Below are 15,589 nucleotides of genomic sequence, written 5' to 3'. Positions count from 1 at the left end.
CTGCAGGCGCCCAGAATGACGAGGATCCACCTCTACCGCAGCCGGTCGCTCCATGGACTTGCGTTCCCGCCTCGAACGATTCCGCCGCACGCTCGTCGTCTCTCTGGCCTGGGACACAGTGCGCCGCTGGTCGGCCCACCGCGCCTCGAGCAAGGGCGCCGCCCTGGCCCTATACATGGTGTTCTCGCTGGCGCCGATACTGCTGCTGGTCATCGCCATCGCCGGTGCCTTCTTCGGTGAGGAAGCCGTGCGCAACCAGCTCGTCGGCCAGATGCGCTCGCTGACCGGCCAGCAAGGGGCCGAAGCCATCCAGACCGTCCTCGCCAGCGCGCAGCAATCCGACAAAGGATGGGCTGCAGCGCTCATTTCGACGGTGTTGCTGATGTTCAGCGCAACGACCGCGTTCGCGGAACTGAAAGACAGCCTCGACGAACTATGGGACGTACCGGCCTCCAAGACATCCGGCGTCTGGGCGCAGATCCGCAGCCGGTTGTTGTCGTTCGGGCTGGTGCTCGTGCTTGCGCTGTTCCTGCTGATTTCGCTGACGGTCAATGCCGCGCTCACTGCCCTGCAGGATTACTGGCATGCATTCTGGGTGGAGTCGGCGTTCGCCACGACGGCGATGCTGGCCTCGAGCCTGTTTTCTTTCGCCGTCGTGACCGCGCTGTTCGCGGTCGTTTTCAAGCTCCTGCCCAGCACGAGCATTCCGTGGCGCGACGTCCTTCCCGGAGCGCTAGTCACGGCCGTGCTGTTTTCGGTGGGCAAGAGCGTCATCGGCCTGTATCTTGGCCACGGCAACGTGGCTTCGTCCTACGGCGTGGCAGGCTCGGTCATCGCGCTGATCCTGTGGATTTACTACTCTGCCCAGATTTTTTTCTTCGGCGCGGCGTTTACCCGGCAGTATGCGGACACCTTCGGGCAGGGCAGGCGCCGGCGGCCTGGGCCCGTGCAGGCACCCTCGCGCAAAGCCGGCCGAACGGATGCGGCGCTCAAGGCACCTGGGGCGGATCGATCCAAATAAAGGTTTCGCCCCGCGCGATCATTTCGGCAACGTCTTCGGCGGGTACCTCGTAGTCGGTACCCATCAAGCTCGCCGAGCCGGACTCATGGATATGTATGACCGACGGCGGGTCGGTGTCGATGAAATACCAGTAATACCCCGCCTTGAGGGTGTGAGGCTTGTCTTTCACGATGGACCCCTCCACGGCGTGGATCGCCGCATCTCGTTGCAATGATACCCACGGGGCGAAAGAGATGCGACCAAACTGCCGGGTCAGTCCGGAATGACGGCCGTGACCTCGATTTCGACCTGCGCTTCGTCTTCGATCAGGCCGGCTACCTGCACCGCCGTCATGGCCGGAAAATGGCGGCCGATGATTTCGCGATACGCCTTTCCGATTTCTTCGTACGACGCGACATAAACCCGTTTGTCGAGCACGTACCAGGTCATGCGCACGATGTGTTCCGGCCGGGCCCCGGCCTCGGCCAGCACGGCGACGACGTTCGCGAGCGCCTGCCGCACCTGCCCCGCAAAGTCCTTGGCCCGAAAGACGCCATCCGGGTCCCAGCCTATCATCCCGCTGATGAAGATCTGCTTGCCGCGGGCGGCGACGCCGTTGCTATAACCGCGCGGGCGCGGCCAACCCCCGGGCTGCAGGATCTCGATGTTCGATGCCATGGATTCTCCTTTTAGTCAGGCCGCCCCGGCAGAACGCAGCAGTTCGCGGGCGATGATCAATTGTTGGACTTCGGTGGCGCCTTCGTAAATGCGCAGGGCCCTGATCTCGCGGTAAAGCCGCTCGACGGTTTCGCCGCTCACGACCCCCTGCCCGCCGAACATCTGCACCGCGGCGTCGATGACGCGCTGCGCGGTTTCGGTGGCGGTCATCTTGGCCATGGCGGCTTCTTTCGTAATGCGAGCGCCGCCGTCGCGCATCCATGCCGCACGATAAGTCAGCAGCGCGGCGGCATCGATGCCGGTCGCCATTTCCGCAAGCTTGGACTGGGTAAGTTGGAAATCGGCCAGCGTTTGGCCGAACATGCGGCGCGACGTCGCGCGCCCGATCGCCTCGTCGAACGCCCGCCGGGCAAAGCCGAGCGCAGCCGCCGCCACGGAGGTGCGAAACACATCCAGCGTGGCCATGGCCACTTTGAAGCCCTGCCCCGGCTCGCCCAGCCTCTGGGCGGCCGGCACGCGGCAGTCATGGAAGCGCAAGCGCGCGAGCGGATGCGGCGCAATGACGTCGATGCGCTCGGCGACCTCGAGCCCCGGCGTATCGGCATCCACCACGAAAGCAGTAATGCCGCGCGCGCCGGGCGCCTCGCCGGTGCGCACGAACACCACGTAGAAGTCCGCGATGCCGCCATTCGAAATCCACGTCTTTGTGCCGTTCAGCAGGTAGCCGGAACCGTCCGGGCGGGCCGCGCACGCCATGGCTGCCACGTCCGATCCCGCCTCGGGCTCTGACAGCGCGAACGCCGCAATGGCCTGCCCCGCCGCCACGCGCTGCAGGTAGCGAGCACGTTGCTCGGTGGTGCCGAATAGGCTAATGGCCCCGGACCCCAGCCCCTGCATGGCGAACGCGAAATCGGCCAGCCCGTCGTGATACGCCAAGGTCTCGCGGATCAGGCACACCGTGCGGGTATCGATGGTATCGGACGACCCGCCGTAGGCACGTCCGGCCACAGCATGCTGCAGCCATCCCCCCTCGCCCAGCGCCCTCACCAGGTCCCGGCAGGTCGCATCGACGTCTGCGCCATGCGCGTGCGCCGTCCGGCCGGCTGCCCACTGATCGAGCGCTGCGACCAGCTTGCCGTGGCGCGGCTCAAAGAATGGCCAGTCCAGGTGCTGCATCCGCGATGCCTTGCCCCCCTGTTGCGGGGTACGCGCCGGCACGGCATTCGATGGGGTGGTTTCGCTCATGTTGATTCCGCAATGCATGGAAGCCAGGCGCGGGCAGCGCCCGCGCGGGAACGGGTATCAATCGCCTTCGAATACTGGGCGCTGCTTGGCGACGAACGCGTGATACGCGCGATGGAAATCATTCGTCGCCATGCAAATGGCCTGGGCCTGGGCTTCAGACTCGATGGCCTGCTCGATGCTCATGTTCCACTCCTGGTGCAGCATGCGCTTGGTCATCGCATGCGCGAACGTCGGCCCTTGAGCCAGGCTCGCAGCCAGCGCGCACGCTTCCTCCAAGAGCGCCTCCGGCTCGCAGAGCCGGTTGAAGAATCCCCAGCGTTCGCCTTCGTCGCCGCTCATCGCGCGCCCCGTGTAGAGCAGTTCCGACGCCCTCCCCTGCCCGATCAGCCGGGGCAATATGGCGCACGCGCCCATGTCACAGCCGGCCAGGCCCACCCGGGTGAACAAGAAGGCGGTCTTGCTGCGCGCCGTGCCCAGCCGCATGTCGGCAGCCATGGCCAAGATCGCGCCAGCCCCCGCGCACACGCCGTCTACGGCGGCAATGATGGGTTGCGGACATGCACGCATCGCCTTGACCAAATCCCCGGTCATCCGGGTGAACGCCAGGAGGGAAGGCATGTCCAGCTTGGTCAGCGGCCCGATGATGTCGTGCACGTCGCCGCCGGAACAGAAGTTGCCGCCGGCACCCTGGATGACCACGGTGCGAATATCTTCGGCATAGGCCAAGTCCCGGAAGAAATCGCGCAGTTCGGCATACGACTCGAAGGTCAGCGGATTCTTGCGCTCCGGCCGGTCGAGCGTGACGACGGCAGTGGCGCCGCGCGCTTCGAGGGAAAAATGCCGGGCCTGGTAGCCGGCCATGGCCGCGCGGGCGCCGTGCAACATCTGTTTTTCACCGTGGACGTAGCGCATAGTCGTCACCTTTTATTTGCGTTCATTCGGCAAGCGATCGTTGAGGCCTTGTTTCAATTGCGACAACAAGTCGATGAGCATGTCCTTGGACGACGCCGGCAAAGCCGAGAACAGCTCGATGATCCATTGCTCGTGCACGGCGGCCATTTTTCCGAACGCCTTGCGGCCAGCAGGCGTGAGCTTGACCACGAACGCGCGCCGGTCTTCGGGCGAGGGCTCGCGCACCACCAAGCCTTCTTCTTCGAGCTGGTCGGTAATGCCCGTGACATTGCCGCCCGTCACCATCATGCGCTGGGACAGCTCTCCCATCCGCAGCCCTTCCGGATGACGCTCGAGTTGGGCCATGAGGTCAAAACGCGGCAAGGTGATGCCGAAATGCGTACGCAGGCGCGAGCGGATTTCATTCTCGACGCGTACGGTGCACGACAGCATGCGCAGCCACAGCACGAGGGACTGGTGATGGTCCTCGGTGAGGCGCGCCTCCATGTCGAGCACCGCAGCGGAGCCCGATCCCGTGCCGGCGCCATTCGATTCGCCGATGGATTTGCGTGCCATCGTTACTCCTTCAAGTCACTTCGCCCCCGGCCACCGCGACGGCTTGGCCGTTCATCGCCGCAGAGGCCGGCAGGCAGAGCCAAACTGCCGCATGGGCCACTTCCTCGGGCTGCACCAGGCGCTTCTGGGGATTGAACGCCGCCAGCGCCGCCTTGGCCTCAGCTTCGCTGCGACCCGTGCGGGCGGATATATTGGCGATCGCCTCCCGGCTCAAGTCGGTTTCCGTAAAGCCGGGACACACCGCGTTGACGGTCACGCCCTTGGCCGCGACCTCCAGCGCCATCGCCCGCGTGAGCCCCACCACCCCGTGCTTGGATGCACAGTAGGCAGCCGTATACGCATAACCGATGAGCCCGGCAGTGCTCGCCACGTTGACGATACGGCCCCATCCCGCCTCCAACATGCCCGGCAGGACGGCCCGAGAGCAATAAAACACGCCGCTCAAATTCACCGCCAGCATCCGCGCCCACAGTGCATCGTCGGTCTTGCCGATCGCCGCCGACTCGGCCTGCCCCGCGTTGTTGACGAGTATGTCGATGCGCCCGGCAGCCGCCGCGGCAGCGGCGATGCCATGCTGCACCGACGCAGATTCGGCAACATCCATGCGCTGGCTGCGAACCGCGCCCAGCGGCGACAGCTCGGCAACGGCCGCATCCAAGGCTGCCTCGCTGCGGCCCGCCAATGTGACGGACGCGCCATGGCGCAGCAATTCGCGCGCGATCGCCAGGCCTATGCCCCGGCCCCCGCCCGTCACCAGCGCATGTTTTCCTTTCAATTGCTCCATGGTCGTATGTCCTGCCAGTCGAACGAGAGGGGCGAAACGCGTCCGCGACGCACGCCTACTCCAGGAGACGCGCGGCAATCTCCCGCGGCGACAAACCCTGGTTGGCCGCCGCCAGCTGCCGTTCGCGCTCGAGGTTGCGCTCCAACTGCATGCGGCCCGCATAGTACTGCTTGGGCCAGCTCACGTCCCATCCCATCTTCGCGGCTTCCAGCAGCGTCCACGCGGGGTTGGCCAGGTGCGGCCGCGCCAGCGCGCAGAGGTCGGCGCGCCCCGCCGCGATGATTCCATTGACATGATCCGCCTCGAAGATGGCGCCCACGGCAATGGTGGGGATGCCGGCTTCGTTGCGGATGCGGTCGGCGAAAGGCGTTTGGAACATGCGCCCGTACACCGGCTGCTCGCGTTTGCTCACCTGGCCCGAGGAACAGTCGATCATGTCCGCGCCCGCCGCTTTGAACATGCGGGCGATCCGGACGGCATCGTCCGGCGTGATGCCACCCTCCACCCAGTCGTGCGCCGAAATGCGCACGCTCATGGGTTTGTGCGCCGGCCAGGCTTCGCGCATGGCGGCGAAGACTTCGAGCGGGTAGCGGCAGCGGTTCTCCAGACTGCCGCCGTATTCGTCGGTGCGATGGTTGGTCAGCGGGGAAATGAAGCTGGAGAGCAGATACCCGTGGGCGCAGTGCAACTCGAGCCAATCGAACCCAGCCTTGTCCGCCTCGACCGTGGCGCGCACGAAATCATCCAGGATGCGCCGCATGTCTTCACGCGTAGCGGCGCGCGCCACCTGCGAGACGCCTTCCAGGTATTGCTGCTCGGAGGCGGCCACCAGCGGCCAGTTGCCCGACTCCAGCGGCAGGTCCGTCCCCTCCCAGGCACGCCGGGTCGAGCCCTTGGGCCCAGCGTGCCCAAGCTGCATGGCAATCTTGGCATCCGTGTTCTCATGGACGAAGTCGACGATGCGCTTCCAGGCGGCAGTATGCTCAGGGCGGTACAAGCCCGGGCAGCCGGGCGTAATGCGCGCATCGGCCGACACGCAGGTCATCTCGGCGAACACCATGGCGGCGCCGCCCATGGCGCGGCTACCCAGGTGGACGAGGTGGAAATCGCCCACCGTGCCGTCCACGGCCGAATACTGCGCCATGGGCGACATGACGATGCGGTTCTTGAGCACCAGGTCGCGTACGCGGTACGGCGTGAGCATGGGTGGGACAGGCTTGCCGCGGGCCGCCTCGGGCTCCGGCAGGCCAGCGGCCGCGAACGCGCGCCGCGCGAACCAGCGCTCGTAGCTCTCGACGTAGGAAGCGTCGCGCAGCCTCAGGTTTTCGTGCGAAACGCGCTGGCTGCGCGTCAGCATGGAGTAGGCGAACTGCTCCGGCTCGAGGTCGACATAGCGGCTCACATTCTCGAACCACTCCATGGAGTTACGCGCGGCATTCTGGATCTTGAGCACTTCGACGGACCGCACCGCCTCATAGGCCGCCAACAGCTCTTCCAGGCGTTGTTCCCGGTGCGTGTCGAAGCAGCGCGAGAGCTCGATCGCGTCCTCCAGCGCTAGCTTGGTGCCCGAGCCGATAGAGAAATGCGCCGAATGTGCCGCATCGCCCATCAATACGACGGGAACCCGCCTGCCGTCGATCTCGTTCCAATGGATCCAGCTCGCACAGACGATGCGAGGGAAGCGGATCCAGATCGCCGAACCCCGCAGGTGCGGCGAATTGCTCATCAGCGGATGACCGTCGAGATACTTGGCGAACAACCGCTCGCAAAACGCGACGGCCTCGTCCTGGCTCATCTTGTCCAGGCCGGCGCGTTGCCACACGTGATCCGGCGTCTCGACGATAAAGGTGGACGTGTCGCCATCGTATTGATAGGCGTGGGCCTGGAACCATCCGTATTCGGTCTCTTCGAATGCGAACGTGAACGCGGAGAACAGCTTCTTGGTCCCGAGCCACACGAAGCGGCAATGCCGGGTCTGGATGTCGGGCCTGAATACGTGCTCGTAGCGCTTGCGCACCTTGCTGTTCAAGCCGTCCGACGCGACGACCAGGTCGGCTTGATAGCGCCTTGCGATTTCCCGATCGTCTTCCACTTCGGTTTCGAATACCAGCTCCACGCCCAGTTCCTGGCAGCGGTCCTGCAGGATGTTCAGGAGGCGCTTGCGGCCGATGCCGCAAAAGCCGTGTCCGCCCGAAGTGATGGTTCGACCCTTGAAGTGGACGTCGATGTCGTCCCAGTGATTGAACGACTGGAGGATGCGCCGGGCCGTAGGTTCGTCCGCCTGCACCAGGTTGCCCAGCGTTTGGTCCGAGAACACCACGCCCCAACCGAAGGTATCGTAGGGACGATTACGCTCGATGACCACGATGCGGGAGGACGGATCCCGCTTTTTCATCAGCAGCGCAAAGTACAACCCGGCGGGACCGCCGCCGATGCATACGATGTTCATGAGTCCTCCGCTGGCCGGATGAGCCTCTTTCCAGATGACTGGAGGACGCAACGCCCCCGTCTAATCGACGGTCATTATTTCATACTTAAAATATTTTTGTGTCAATCATTTTGCGTGGAAAGACTCATCGCCAGGCATTGCGCATGCGGCTCGCGATGTCCACTCGGGGGCCCGACGGCGAGCCGGGCCCGCCCCCTGCGCCCGGAGCCTGCCCTGCCTTGGGCAAGATTTCGAACAAAGGAAGCAGGCGCTCGGGAATGAACCGGCTGCGCGTGCCGTAGACGTGCCGGTCGCCCATGCTGCTCTGCTGGTGCACGTAAAAGCGTTGCGGCACAATCAATTGCAGGTCTTCCTTGGCCCGCGTCATGGCCACGTACAAGAGGCGCCGCTCTTCCTCGATTTCCTCGGCGTCCCCGGTGCTCATGTCCGACGGAATGCAGCCGTCCACGACGTTGAGCACGTACACGGTATTCCATTCCTGCCCCTTGGCCGAGTGAATGGTAGACAGGATGAGGTAATCCTCGTCGAGCAGCGGCGCGCCGGATTGCCCGCTGGTGGCGTCCGGCGGATCGAGCGTCAGTTCGGTCAGGAATTGCTCGCGCGACGCGTACGTGCCGGCTATGCGTGCCAGCTGGTCGAGGTCTGCCCGGCGCACGGCGGCGTCATCGTACAGCCGCTGCAAGTGGGGGCCATACCAGCGCAATGCCAAGTCGACGTGCGCCGGCCAAGCCAGGCCCTCCTCGCGCAACGACAGGAACGCCTGCACGAACCCCTTCCAGTCTTCCGCGGCGGCAGGAGGCGGAGCAAAGCACGCGAGCGCCTGGGCCGGGTCACTTGCTTGCGCCATGGCATCGAGCAGGCGCATGGCAGTGGCGGGCCCGATGCCCGGCATCAACTGCGCGACGCGAAAGCCCGACAAACGGCTCAGGGGGTTGGCCGCCCAGCGCAACAAGGCGAGCACGTCCTTGATGTGCGCTGCTTCGAGAAACTTGAGGCCGCCGAACTTCACGAAGGGAATGTTGCGTCGGGCGAGCTCCAGCTCCAGCGTTGCGCTATGGCTGGCGGAACGGAAGAGCACGGCCTGCGACATCAGCCGCGTGCCCGCCTCCCGCTTGGCAAGGACCTGGTCCGCCACCCACCGTGCCTGCCCTGACTCGTCGCTGACATAAACCAGCTGCGGGCGCTGCGCCGAAGCGCGATCGGTCCAGAGCCGCTTGGCATAGCGCTCCGCCGCCTCGGCGATCACTGCGTTGGATGCGTCCAGGATGGGTTGCGTCGACCGGTAATTGCGCTCCAGCGTGACGATATGCGCCGGCCGCGGGAATTGCGCCGGGAAGTCGAGGATATTGCGCACCGTGGCGGCACGGAAGGAATAGATGGACTGGGCGTCGTCGCCCACCACCGTCAGCCCGCGGCCATCCGGCTTCATGGCGAGCAGGATCTCCGCCTGCAGGCGGTTGGTGTCTTGGTATTCATCCACCAGCACGTGATCGAAGGCCCCGCCCAGCTCTTGTGCGATGGCTGGCTCTTTCATCATTTCGGCCCAGTAAAGCAAGAGATCGTCGTAGTCGAGCACGTGCTGGTCCTGCTTGGCCTGCACGTACGCGCCGAACAGCGTCTTGAGCTCCGCCTCCCACTGCGCGCACCACGGGAAATGCTTGGCCAGCACGGCTTCCAGCGACGCCTGGCTGTTGACGGCGCGCGAATAAATGGCAAGGCACGTGCCCTTGAGGGGAAAGCGTGACTTGGCACCGGAGAACCCAAGCTCATGCCGGACGAACCCCATGAGATCTTCGGCGTCGCCCCGGTCGTGGATGGTGAAAGACTCGGACAGCCCGATGCGCGGCGCATACTCCCGCAACAGGCGCGCGCCGATGGCATGGAAGGTGCCGGCCCACGGCAGGGCGGGCGGTTCACCGCCCGGGCTGCCGAGCACGGCTTGCAATACGCGGCCCGCGCGCCGCTCCATTTCGGCGGCGGCCCGGCGCGAGAACGTCAACAGCAAGAGGCGCTGCGGGTCGACGCCATGGAGGATGAGCCTGGCGACGCGATGGGCCAAAGTGCTGGTCTTGCCCGATCCCGCACCCGCGATCACCAGCAAGGGGCCGCAAACGGCATCGTCGCCCAGGCCGTACTCGACGGCCTCGCGTTGGCTGGGATTCAATTCGGCCCAAGGATCGCGGCCGGGCGCATCGGCGGTATGTGACATAAGGACGCGAAAACTGTATATTCATCCAGTATAAACGCCCTTTCCCGCTGCATCTCATCCCATGCCTGTGCGCGTCGGCACGTGCTCCTGGACCGATCCCACGCTGCTCGCGTGCGGCCGCTTCTATCCCCGCTCGGTACGCACTGCGCAAGCTCGCCTGCAGTTCTATGCCTCGCGGTTCCCGATCGTCGAAGTAGACAGCAGCTACTATCGGCTCCCTTGCGCACGCACCGCCTACCTCTGGGCGCAACGCACGCCGCCGGGCTTCGTCTTCCACGTCAAGGCGTTTCGCCTCTTCACCGGCCACAAGGCGCCGGTCGATGCCCTCCCTGCAGACATCGCATCGGAGCTCTCGCCCGGCGCGCGCATGGTGGACTATGCATCGATGCCCGGGGAGCTGCGGGACGAACTCTGGAGCCGTTTCCTCCAGGCGCTGGAGCCGTTGCGCCAGAGCGGGCAGCTGGCGGCCGTACACTTCCAGTACGCGCCGGTCGTGCACAACGATGCTGCGGGACGCGCCCTCGTGGCGGAATGCGCCGAACGCATGCAAGAACAGGTGCTCGCCGCGGAATTTCGCCATCGCAGCTGGCTCGACGCAGCCGGCAGGCCCGGAACGCTCGCCCTGCTGCGGGAGCTCGGCGCAGCCCACACCGTCGTCGACGGCCCCGACCGCTGGATAAACAGCGTACCGGCCGTCTGGGCCGCGACGCGCGACGATCTCGCGGTGGTGCGCCTGCATGGCCGCAACCACGAAGCGTGGAACCGGCGCGGCCTCGCCGCATCTTCGGGCCGCTTCGTGTACGAGTACTCGCAGGAAGAACTGCAGCGCATCGCAGAACTCGTCCGCCGCCTGGCCCAGGCTGCCGCCAACGTGCACGTTCTTTTCAACACCAATTTCGAAGACCAAGGCATGCGCAACGCGGCGGCGTTCGAGGCAACCCTCGACCGCTAGGGTGCCCCGCCCCTGGCGCATTCTCCCTGACGAAAGAAACCATGGAACAAGTCGATTGCATCGTGATCGGAGCCGGCGTGATCGGCTTGGCCGTTGCGCGCGCCCTCGCTGGCCGCGGCCGGGAAACCATCGTGCTGGAAAAGGAGAGAAAAACCGGCACCGGCACCAGCTCGCGCAATAGCGAAGTGATCCATGCGGGCATCTACTATCCCGCCGAGTCGCGCAAGGCGCAGTGGTGCGTGCGCGGGAGGCACCTGCTGTACGAATACTGCGCCCGGCGCGGAATTCCGCACCGGCGCTGCGGCAAGTACATCGTGGCCACCTCGAGTGCGCAGCTCGACGTCTTGGAGCATTTACGAGGCTCGGGCCGCGCGAACGGGGTGGAGCGGCTCGACATGCTTGGCGCGGGGCAGGCCATCCGCTGCGAACCGGCGCTACACTGCGTGGCCGCACTACACAGCCCCGACACGGGCATCGTGGACAGCCACGCCCTGATGCTGTCGCTGCAAGGCGACTTCGAGGCAGCAGGCGGCATGCTGGCCCTAGGCTCCCCCGTGCTGGAAGGCCACTGCGACGCGGACGGCATCGTGCTGCATGTCGGCGGCGAGCCGCCCATGGACATCCGGGCCAACCTCGTCGTGAACGCCGCCGGCCTGCATGCCCAGGAAACCGCATCCCGGCTACGGGGCCTCGCCCCGTCGACCATTCCCCCGCTCTACTTCGCCAAAGGCAACTACTACGGCCTGACCGGACGCTCGCCCTTCACCCGCCTTATTTATCCCGTGCCCGAACCCGGGGGACTGGGCGTCCACCTGACCCTGGACCTAGGTGGCCAGGCCCGTTTCGGGCCAGACGTGGAATGGGTCGACAGCCTGGACTACCGTGTCGATCCGCGACGGGCGGACGCATTCTATGCCTCGATTCGACGCTATTGGCCAGCGTTGCCCGACGGGGCCCTTCATCCCGCCTACTCGGGCATACGCCCCAAATTGGGAAAACCGGGCTCGGACGCGGCGGACTTCGTGGTCCAAGGCCCGGCCGAACACGGCATCCCCGGCTTGATCAATCTATACGGCATCGAATCGCCGGGGCTGACGGCCTCCCTGGCCATCGCGGAAGCCATCGCGGAAATGGTTTAGCGAGCGCGCCCCGCGCGGGCGCACTCGCAGAAGATGCCATGGCAACGTCGCCCGCTACCGCACCGCCTCGCGCACGCGCCGCACTTCAGGCAGGCTGACCGCGCTCGCCTGGTTGCCCCAGCTTTGGCGGATGTAGGTCACCACCGCCGCCACGTCCTGGTCCCCCAGGGCCTGCGCAAAAGGAGGCATGCCGTGGGGTTGAGGGTTTCCTGCCGTGCTCGGCGCGAAACCGCCGGACAAAACCATGTGGATGGCATTGTCCGGGGCAACCGCCACCACCGACAGATTGCCCGCGAGCGGGGGCCAGGCTGGAGGCTGCCCTTTGCCGTCCGCACCATGGCACTGGGCGCAATGCTGCTCGTACAGCTTGCCTCCCAGCTCCATCAACGAGGCGGGTGCAGCCGCGGAGAGCGCTGCGGTATCCGTCCCGGCTGCGGGCAAGGACTTGAGGTAAGCCGCCATGGCATCCAAGTCTGCATCGCTGGCATATTGGAAGCCTTGGTGCACAGCCTCGGCCATCGGGCCGGCCGCATGCGAGTGGCGGGAAATGCCCGTCTTGAGGAGATCGACGATGTCCTGCCGGGTCCACTCTCCCAAGCCGGTCTTCCGGTCCCCCGTCAGCGGCGGCGCATACCAGGACTGCCCCCCTATCAGGGATCCGGCCAACCCAGCTTCCGGCACCATCGCCCCGAGGCGGTTACGCGGCGTATGGCATTCCGCGCAGTGCGCCAGGCCCTCGACCAGATAGCGCCCCCGCAACCACTCTTCGGATTGGCCAGCCACCGCGGCCTCGCGCTCGGTGGGCCGGAAATAAAATGCCCGCCAGACCGCGACCAGCCAACGCTGGTCGTAGGGAAAAGCCAGGTCATGGTCCCGATCGGGTTTGGCCACCGCAGGCAAGGAGCGCAGATAGGCGTACAGCGCGTCGGCGTCTTCGCGCGAGACGTACCGGTAACTAGGATAAGGAAACGCCGGATACAGCAAGCGGCCGTCAGGCGCTTTGCCATGATGCAACGCGCGCCAGAAATCCTCCGCGCTCCAGCGGCCCAATCCGTGCTCTGGGTCCGGTGTCAGGTTGGGGCCGTAAAACGTGCCGAACGGAGTAGGAAGCGCCCTCCCGCCTGCATAAGGCGCACCGCCGGGCTCCGTATGGCAACCCATGCAGTTGCCCAGGCGGGCGAGATAGCGCCCGCGCTCGACGAGCTGGATCGACTCGTCCGGCCTGACGATCGATGAAACCGGTGCGACATCGTGCTCGCGATGCCCCAACCAAAACAGCGTGCCGATGCCGGCTGCCACGGCCAAGGCCAGCCCTGCCAAGAATGCGCGCTTGTTCATTGCCGCACCTCCACGCGCATTTGGCTGCCGCATTCCATCGGGGGCGGCGCGGGCAAACCGGAGGACGGCGTCGCGCTACGAACTGGTTGCGATGACAGCCAACCTGCGACGGCACTCACATCCTCCGGCGTCATGCGCCGGGCGATGTCGGCCATGCAATCAGGCTCGATCGCCTTGCGCAACCCGTTGGTCCACGCGCCAAATTGGGAGCTGATGTAATCATGCGGCAAGCCGACGAGTGCCGGTACGGCCGGCAATACGCCCGTCAGCGACGCGCCGTGGCAGGCCACGCAGGCGGGCACGCCGCGCCGGGGGTCGCCCTCCATCACGAGCTGCCTGCCCCGATCGAGCACCGCGGCCGGCAAACGGGAAGGGCTCGGGTCCGCATACGGAGGATGCTGGCCGGAGAACCACTCGGCGATCTGCCGCAGGTAGTCGTCGGACATGTGCTCGAGCAGGTTCTGCATGGGGCGATACTGCCTTTGCCCGGAGCGGAAATAAACGAGCTGGTTATAAAGGTAATCGGCTGGCTTGCCGGCGATGCGGGGGTAATAACCATCCGGGCCGGCGCGACCTTGCGAACCGTGGCAGGCCGTGCAGGCGGCCATCCGTGCCGCCATGGTGTTAGGTTCGAGTTTTCCGGACTGCTGGGCCGCGAGCGGCGCAGCCAACGCCATTGCGGCGAGTCCCCACAGTAGTTTGTATTTATGCAGGACGAATGGCATGGGTACATCGAAGACAACGAAGCTGTCTTCCGATCAGCGTTTCGACCTTGCCAGTGTACCCGTCTTAACGGGCCTCGCGTCTTTGCCTGCGCGCCCGGCACGCCCCCGGCGGGCGACACGCGTGTAATCGGGCTGTGCCGCGAAAAAAAGCCCTGTTGCTTGCGCAACAGGGCCAGAGCTTGCCATGTGGTGCTGCTGAAAGCACCAGGGTCGGTCGGGATGACACGACCCTGCCTCCCACTGGGGAGCCAATTACCAAGAGTGGAGGAGACGCGCAAACAGCCGCTCCGGTAACTGACTTCCCTGTGCAATCTGCAGAGCTAGCTCTGCAAACCACGACGAAAGTCTAAGTACATCCGGCCCCGCCCTCAAGGCGTTCGAGGCCAAAACCTGGCGGGTATTTGAGCCCGATCAAATGCCAGCGGCGCTAGCCTGCATTTTCGTGATGGATGCGACGGCGCCGACAGGGCGGCTGCCCGAGAGAGATGTTCGCGTGCCGCACACAGCCCGGCAACATCAGGCTGGCATTAAGGAATGCTTCCAGGCAGAAGAAAGTTTCAACGCGGCGCAAGCGCAATATGTTGCAGGCACTCGCGCAAAGTAAAAAGGGGTTAGCGGATGCTTCCACTAACCCCTTGCAATTTGGCGCGCCCGGCAGGATTCGAACCCACGACCCCTTGGTTCGTAGCCAAGTACTCTATCCAACTGAGCTACGGGCGCTGCGAAGAAGTGAAATTATAGCGAGACTTTTTTGCTCGTGCAAATCAGGGGCGCTGATCTTTTTCTGACAGCACTTTTTTCGGCCGGGCGCCTCCCGGCCCGGCTGCTTGCTTGCGTCCGAAGCGGCCGCCTAGCGGCCCCTTCGGAGGCCCTCAACGTCCGCGCTTGGTCTCCGGCCCCACCACCCGGTTCGCGCTCTCCAGCTTGGCTTGCTGCTCTTCCAGCATGCGAATCTGGCGCTGCAAGGCGTTGAGCTGCTCGCGTGCGGCCTGCCGCTCATTGGCCAAGGCGGCGGCTTCCTGGCGCGCCTGTTCCTGGCGCGCTGCAACCTGCTGCTCCTGTTGACGCTGCAGGGTGAGGTCGTTCTGCAAGGCGGCCAGGCGAGATTCATTGGCGGCGATCAGCCGCTCCGTCATGGCCCGTTCGGCGTCGAGCTTGATCCGGCGGATGTCCACGTCGGCGAGCTGTTCGGTTTGCTCGACGAAGGCCTTGTAGGTTTGTTCGGCTTGCTGCTCGGACGTTGTCTTGACCACGCGCCAGAAGTTCTTCTGCTGGAACATGGCGACGTAATAGGTCAGGTCATCGGCCTTGAACAAGAGGCTGGCGCCGTAATTACCGTTATAAGTGGTGCGCAGCTCGTTCAACGCACGATTCTGGATGAGCTGCTGCAGCTCTGCCATGGTGCTGTTGGCCGGGGTCAACGCGCCGCTCTCGGCCGAACGCTCTTGCGCCGCCGCCCCCGCCCCGGCAGGCTTACTGTTTGCATTCTGGACCACCTGGGCCGACGCGCCCAACGACACGGCGGAAAGCAGCAGTCCAATCCCCACACGTTGGAGCATTCTGCGTGTCCTAACTTTCATTCCAGCTTCCTTGGTGATATGAA

14 protein-coding genes and 1 tRNA gene are annotated in these 15,589 nt (G+C 65.1%); 3 read left to right on the top strand and 12 right to left on the bottom strand.

Annotated features, from left to right (window positions below; genetic code table 11):
- Positions 1-52: 52 nt before the first annotated feature.
- Entirely contained in the window at positions 53-1,021 is a 969-nt protein-coding gene (locus tag Q0319_RS07750) for a YihY/virulence factor BrkB family protein (protein WP_296464185.1), read from the top strand.
- Here Q0319_RS07750 and Q0319_RS07745 read toward each other — a convergent pair.
- The 8 genes from Q0319_RS07745 to Q0319_RS07710 form a co-directional block, all read right to left on the bottom strand.
- Positions 990-1,190 carry a hypothetical protein gene (locus Q0319_RS07745; RefSeq protein ID WP_296464183.1) on the bottom strand — a complete coding sequence of 67 codons (201 nt, stop codon included), beginning with the start codon at positions 1,188-1,190 and terminating at the stop codon, positions 990-992. The genes Q0319_RS07750 and Q0319_RS07745 overlap by 32 nt on opposite strands.
- 83 nt (positions 1,191-1,273) lie before the next feature.
- Complete coding sequence (locus Q0319_RS07740; protein ID WP_296464211.1) at positions 1,274-1,666, bottom strand: RidA family protein; 393 nt, start codon at positions 1,664-1,666, stop codon at positions 1,274-1,276.
- Between the two features lie 27 nt (positions 1,667-1,693).
- The gene (locus Q0319_RS07735) at positions 1,694-2,854 is read right to left on the bottom strand and encodes an acyl-CoA dehydrogenase family protein (protein WP_296464208.1); all 1,161 of its coding nucleotides are present in this window, start codon (positions 2,852-2,854) and stop codon (positions 1,694-1,696) included.
- Between the two features lie 126 nt (positions 2,855-2,980).
- Positions 2,981-3,835, bottom strand: a complete 855-nt coding sequence (locus Q0319_RS07730; RefSeq protein ID WP_296464180.1) for an enoyl-CoA hydratase family protein — start codon at positions 3,833-3,835, stop codon at positions 2,981-2,983.
- 12 nt (positions 3,836-3,847) lie between these two features.
- A complete protein-coding gene (locus tag Q0319_RS07725; protein WP_296464206.1) occupies positions 3,848-4,321 on the bottom strand; it encodes a MarR family transcriptional regulator in 474 nt (157 codons plus the stop codon).
- Between the two features lie 79 nt (positions 4,322-4,400).
- Positions 4,401-5,174: an SDR family NAD(P)-dependent oxidoreductase gene (locus Q0319_RS07720; RefSeq protein ID WP_299451648.1), complete on the bottom strand. Its 774-nt coding sequence runs from the start codon at positions 5,172-5,174 to the stop codon at positions 4,401-4,403.
- Positions 5,175-5,229: 55 nt separating this feature from the next.
- Positions 5,230-7,623: a bifunctional salicylyl-CoA 5-hydroxylase/oxidoreductase gene (locus tag Q0319_RS07715; protein ID WP_296464174.1), complete on the bottom strand. Its 2,394-nt coding sequence runs from the start codon at positions 7,621-7,623 to the stop codon at positions 5,230-5,232.
- 124 nt (positions 7,624-7,747) lie between these two features.
- Positions 7,748-9,832, bottom strand: coding sequence for an ATP-dependent helicase (locus tag Q0319_RS07710; RefSeq protein WP_296464172.1), 2,085 nt, complete (start codon positions 9,830-9,832; stop codon positions 7,748-7,750).
- A 61-nt stretch (positions 9,833-9,893) separates the two neighbouring features.
- On the opposite strand from Q0319_RS07710, the gene Q0319_RS07705 reads away from it, so the two are divergent.
- On the top strand, positions 9,894-10,784 hold the full coding sequence (locus Q0319_RS07705; RefSeq protein ID WP_296464170.1) for a DUF72 domain-containing protein: 891 nt from the start codon (positions 9,894-9,896) through the stop codon (positions 10,782-10,784).
- A gap of 41 nt (positions 10,785-10,825) precedes the next feature.
- Positions 10,826-11,923, top strand: a complete 1,098-nt coding sequence (locus tag Q0319_RS07700; protein ID WP_299451645.1) for an NAD(P)/FAD-dependent oxidoreductase — start codon at positions 10,826-10,828, stop codon at positions 11,921-11,923.
- Between the two features lie 54 nt (positions 11,924-11,977).
- Here the strand turns inward: Q0319_RS07700 and Q0319_RS07695 are convergent, their stop codons facing one another.
- The 4 genes from Q0319_RS07695 to Q0319_RS07680 all read right to left on the bottom strand — a co-directional run bounded on the left by Q0319_RS07695 (position 11,978) and on the right by Q0319_RS07680 (position 15,566).
- Positions 11,978-13,261, bottom strand: a complete 1,284-nt coding sequence (locus tag Q0319_RS07695; RefSeq protein ID WP_296464167.1) for a cytochrome c — start codon at positions 13,259-13,261, stop codon at positions 11,978-11,980.
- Positions 13,258-13,938, bottom strand: a complete 681-nt coding sequence (locus tag Q0319_RS07690) for a c-type cytochrome (protein WP_296464203.1) — start codon at positions 13,936-13,938, stop codon at positions 13,258-13,260. Before Q0319_RS07690 ends, Q0319_RS07695 begins: the two co-directional genes overlap by 4 nt.
- Positions 13,939-14,629: 691 nt before the next feature.
- A tRNA-Arg gene (locus Q0319_RS07685) sits at positions 14,630-14,706 on the bottom strand.
- A 152-nt stretch (positions 14,707-14,858) separates the two neighbouring features.
- On the bottom strand, positions 14,859-15,566 hold the full coding sequence (locus tag Q0319_RS07680; protein ID WP_296468856.1) for a DUF2968 domain-containing protein: 708 nt from the start codon (positions 15,564-15,566) through the stop codon (positions 14,859-14,861).
- Between the last annotated feature and the right edge of the window lie 23 nt (positions 15,567-15,589).

Origin of the sequence: uncultured Pigmentiphaga sp. (genome assembly GCF_937950555.1) — a bacterium.
Classification (GTDB): Bacteria; Pseudomonadota; Gammaproteobacteria; order Burkholderiales; family Burkholderiaceae_B; genus Pigmentiphaga.
This window is presented reverse-complemented; position numbering and strand designations above follow the sequence as displayed.

Coding starts and splice junctions, on each gene's coding strand:
- Q0319_RS07700 (WP_299451645.1), top strand. CDS start 10,826: ATGGAACAAGTCGATTGCATCGTGATCGGAGCCGGCGTGATCGGCTTG.
- Q0319_RS07680 (WP_296468856.1), bottom strand. CDS start 15,566: ATGAAAGTTAGGACACGCAGAATGCTCCAACGTGTGGGGATTGGACTG.
- Q0319_RS07715 (WP_296464174.1), bottom strand. CDS start 7,623: ATGAACATCGTATGCATCGGCGGCGGTCCCGCCGGGTTGTACTTTGCG.
- Q0319_RS07720 (WP_299451648.1), bottom strand. CDS start 5,174: ATGGAGCAATTGAAAGGAAAACATGCGCTGGTGACGGGCGGGGGCCGG.
- Q0319_RS07750 (WP_296464185.1), top strand. CDS start 53: ATGGACTTGCGTTCCCGCCTCGAACGATTCCGCCGCACGCTCGTCGTC.
- Q0319_RS07690 (WP_296464203.1), bottom strand. CDS start 13,938: ATGGCGTTGGCTGCGCCGCTCGCGGCCCAGCAGTCCGGAAAACTCGAA.
- Q0319_RS07735 (WP_296464208.1), bottom strand. CDS start 2,854: ATGCAGCACCTGGACTGGCCATTCTTTGAGCCGCGCCACGGCAAGCTG.
- Q0319_RS07730 (WP_296464180.1), bottom strand. CDS start 3,835: ATGCGCTACGTCCACGGTGAAAAACAGATGTTGCACGGCGCCCGCGCG.
- Q0319_RS07695 (WP_296464167.1), bottom strand. CDS start 13,261: ATGAACAAGCGCGCATTCTTGGCAGGGCTGGCCTTGGCCGTGGCAGCC.
- Q0319_RS07725 (WP_296464206.1), bottom strand. CDS start 4,321: ATGGAGGCGCGCCTCACCGAGGACCATCACCAGTCCCTCGTGCTGTGG.
- Q0319_RS07710 (WP_296464172.1), bottom strand. CDS start 9,832: ATGTCACATACCGCCGATGCGCCCGGCCGCGATCCTTGGGCCGAATTG.
- Q0319_RS07705 (WP_296464170.1), top strand. CDS start 9,894: ATGCCTGTGCGCGTCGGCACGTGCTCCTGGACCGATCCCACGCTGCTC.